This window comes from Pseudoxanthobacter sp. (genome assembly GCF_036822375.1).
Taxonomy (GTDB): Bacteria; Pseudomonadota; Alphaproteobacteria; order Rhizobiales; family Segnochrobactraceae; genus Pseudoxanthobacter.
In genome coordinates this window covers 7909-11045 of sequence record NZ_DAISHT010000114.1, presented here as the reverse complement: position 1 = coordinate 11045, position 3137 = coordinate 7909, and the positions used below count along the sequence as shown (strand labels likewise).

The window sequence follows — 3137 nt, the reverse complement described above, 5'->3', positions numbered from 1 at the left end:
ATCATCGGCAAGCAGCGTCACGGCCCCACCGGCACCGTTCTGCTGCAGTTCGATGCGGAAGTGACGCGGTTCTCCAACCTCGCCCGCGAGGTGACCCTGCCGGACAGACTGGAATGAAGAGATGAGTGCGGCAGACTGGACCACAGGCAACGCGGCCGGTTACGGCGAGGACTTGGCGGGCGCCGGGCTCGCCGGGCTGGAGGATGCCGGCTATCTGGCGGCGCTGCGCGAGGACGTGCGCCACTTTGCCGGCGGCCGGCTGACCATCGATCTCGATGCGCTGGTGGCCAACTGGCAGGCGCTGGCGGAAACCGCCGCGCCGGCCGAATGCGCCGCCGTGGTCAAGGGCGATGCCTACGGCACCGGCCTTGAGCCGGCGGTGCGCGCGCTGACGGCCGGCGGCTGCCGCACCTTCTTCGTGGCGCTGCTTTCGGAGGGCGTGCGCGCCCGCGCGGTGGCGCCGCAGGCCGACATCTATGTGCTGAACGGTCTGGCGCCCGGCGCCGCTCCGGTGTTTGCCGCCGCCGGCCTGCACCCGGTGCTGGGCTCGCAGGCCGAAATCGCCGAATGGGTCGCCTTCCGGCAGGGCCGGGAAGACGAAGTGCCGTTCGCCGCGCTGCACATCGACACCGGCATGAACCGGCTCGGCATCTCGCTCGGCGAAACCGCCGCGCTGGCTGCCAACGGCACGCTGCCGGGGCGGGCGGGCATCGGCCTCATCATGAGCCATCTGGCCTGTGCGGATCTGCCCGACCACCCGATGAACCGCAGCCAGCTCAAGAGCTTCCGGGCCGCGCGCGCGCTGCTGCCGGGCATTCCGGTTTCCATCGCCAATTCCGCCGGCATCCTCACCGACCGCAACTTCCACTTCGACCTCGTGCGGCCCGGCATCGCGCTCTATGGCGGCAGCGCCATCGCGGGGCAGGAAAACCCGATGCTGCCGGTGGTGACGCTGGAGGCGCGCATCGTGCAGGTGCGCTCGGTGCGCTCCGGCGAAACCGTCGGCTACGGCGCGGCGCAGACGGCGCGGCGCGATACCCGCATTGCCGTGGTTTCGGTCGGCTATGCCGACGGCTTCCCGCGCTCGGCCGGCGGCAGCGATGCGGCCGGGGAGGGCGCGCTCGGTGCGCTCGGCGGCCATCTGGTGCCGCTGTTCGGCCGCGTCTCGATGGACCTGATGGCCTTCGACGTGACCGACGTGCCCTCGGAGTTCGTCAAGCGCGGCAATTTCATCGAGCTGTTCGGCCCGACCGCGCCGCTCGACGGGGTGGCGACGCGCGCCGGCACCATTTCCTACGAGGTGCTGACCCACCTCGGCCGCCGCTTTGCCCGCCGCCACATCGGCGCCGGCTATTCGCTCTGAGGCCTCATGGCGAAGGGGCGCAGCCAGTTCGTCTGCCAGAACTGCGGGGCGGTCACGTCGCGCTGGTCGGGCAAGTGCGAATCCTGCGGCGAGTGGAACGCCATCGTTGAGGAATCCGCCGCCAATCCGCTTGGCGGGCCGAAAACCTCGCCCCGCAAGGGCCGCACCGTCACGCTCGCCGACCTTTCCGGCAGCGAGCCGCAGGCCCCGCGCGTGCTGAGCGGCATTGCCGAACTGGACCGGGTGACCGGCGGCGGGTTCGTGCGCGGTTCGGCCATCCTCATCGGCGGCGATCCGGGCATCGGCAAATCCACCCTGCTGCTGCAGGCCGCCGCCGCGCTGGCGAAGGCGGGCGAGCGGGTGGTCTATGTCTCCGGCGAGGAGGCAACCGCGCAGGTGCGGTTGCGGGCCGAGCGCCTCGGCCTTTCCGATGCGCCGGTGGCGCTTGCGGCCGAAACCAGCGTGGAAGACATCCTCGCCACGCTTTCCGGCGAGCGCCCGGCGCTGGTGGTGATCGATTCGATCCAGACGCTGTGGACGGCGATGGCCGAATCGGCACCCGGCACCGTCACGCAGGTGCGTGCCTGCGCCCACGCCATGATCCGCTATGCCAAGCAGAGCGGGGCGACGGTGGTGCTGGTCGGCCATGTCACCAAGGACGGGCAGATCGCCGGCCCGCGCGTGGTGGAACACATGGTCGACGCGGTGATGAGCTTCGAGGGCGACGGCTCCGGCCCGTTCCGCGTGCTGCGCACCACGAAGAACCGCTTCGGCCCGACCGACGAGATCGGCGTGTTCGAGATGACCGGGCTGGGGCTGCGCGAAGTGGCCAACCCTTCGGAACTGTTTCTGGGCGACCGCGACCAGTCGAGCCCGGGCACGGCGGTGTTTGCCGGCATGGAAGGCACGCGGCCGCTGCTGGTGGAAATTCAGGCCCTCGTCGCGCCCTCGCCGCTGTCGATGCCCCGGCGCGCGACGGTCGGATGGGACGGCAACCGGCTGGCGATGATCCTCGCGGTGCTGGAGGCGCGCTGCGGCGTGCGCTTCGGGGCCAACGACGTTTATCTCAACGTTGCCGGCGGGCTGCGCATTGTCGAGCCGGGGGCGGATCTTGCGGTTGCAGCGGCCCTCGTCTCGTCCCTCAGCGGGGTTGCCCTTCCGCCCGATTGCGTCTATTTCGGCGAGGTTTCGCTGACGGGCCGCATCCGCCCGGTCGGCCATGCCGGTGCACGGCTGAAGGAGGCCGAGAAGCTCGGTTTCGGCTCTGCCGTGGTGCCGGAGGCCGTGGTGGGCGACGAGACGCGCGGTCGTGCGCTGGGCGTGCAGGGTGTGGCGGCGCTGGCCGATCTGGTGGCCGATATCGCCGGCGGCCGGTCCCGCCCCGCGGCGGACGGCAACCGGGTTTCCGGCCGCGGCGGCCAGAAGACGCTGCCTGCCGGGGCGCGGACGCAAGGCAGCCCGGACAGGCCGGCATGGCCGCAGATGCCGGACGACGAAGACTGGGTACGCGAGGCCTGACCGCCCGGGCACGCAGGCCGGACGGCGAAGACGGACTGGCAGGCCGGGTGGGCTGGCGGACGGCCGGACTGGCGGAGGGTCGGACTGGCGGCTGGCCGGACTGGCGGACTTGCCCGCCGCCGGCCGGTGAGGCAGATAGAATTGCGGTGCCGCGGCCCGGCCCGTGCCGGTCTCTTGCGGGGCCGGCGCGAAGCGGCAGCGGGGACGGGCACCGGGGGTCGGAAGGGTGATCCGTCCGATCGCGGCTGACCGGCAG

Annotated in this window: 2 protein-coding genes; both read left to right on the top strand. The window is 71.8% G+C overall.

The features are described from left to right. Positions 1–121: 121 nt before the first annotated feature. Positions 122–1363 (top strand): alanine racemase, encoded by a 1242-nt coding sequence (gene alr, locus V7067_RS11425; protein ID WP_334176032.1) that lies wholly within the window; start codon positions 122–124, stop codon positions 1361–1363. Positions 1364–1369: 6 nt separating this feature from the next. Continuing rightward, positions 1370–2881, top strand: coding sequence for a DNA repair protein RadA (gene radA, locus V7067_RS11420; RefSeq protein WP_334176031.1), 1512 nt, complete (start codon positions 1370–1372; stop codon positions 2879–2881). The last annotated feature ends 256 nt before the right edge of the window (positions 2882–3137 follow it).

Bases quoted from the DNA above. Each gene is read 5' to 3' on its own strand.
- alr (WP_334176032.1), top strand. From the start codon at position 122: ATGAGTGCGGCAGACTGGACCACAGGCAACGCGGCCGGTTACGGCGAG.
- radA (WP_334176031.1), top strand. From the start codon at position 1,370: ATGGCGAAGGGGCGCAGCCAGTTCGTCTGCCAGAACTGCGGGGCGGTC.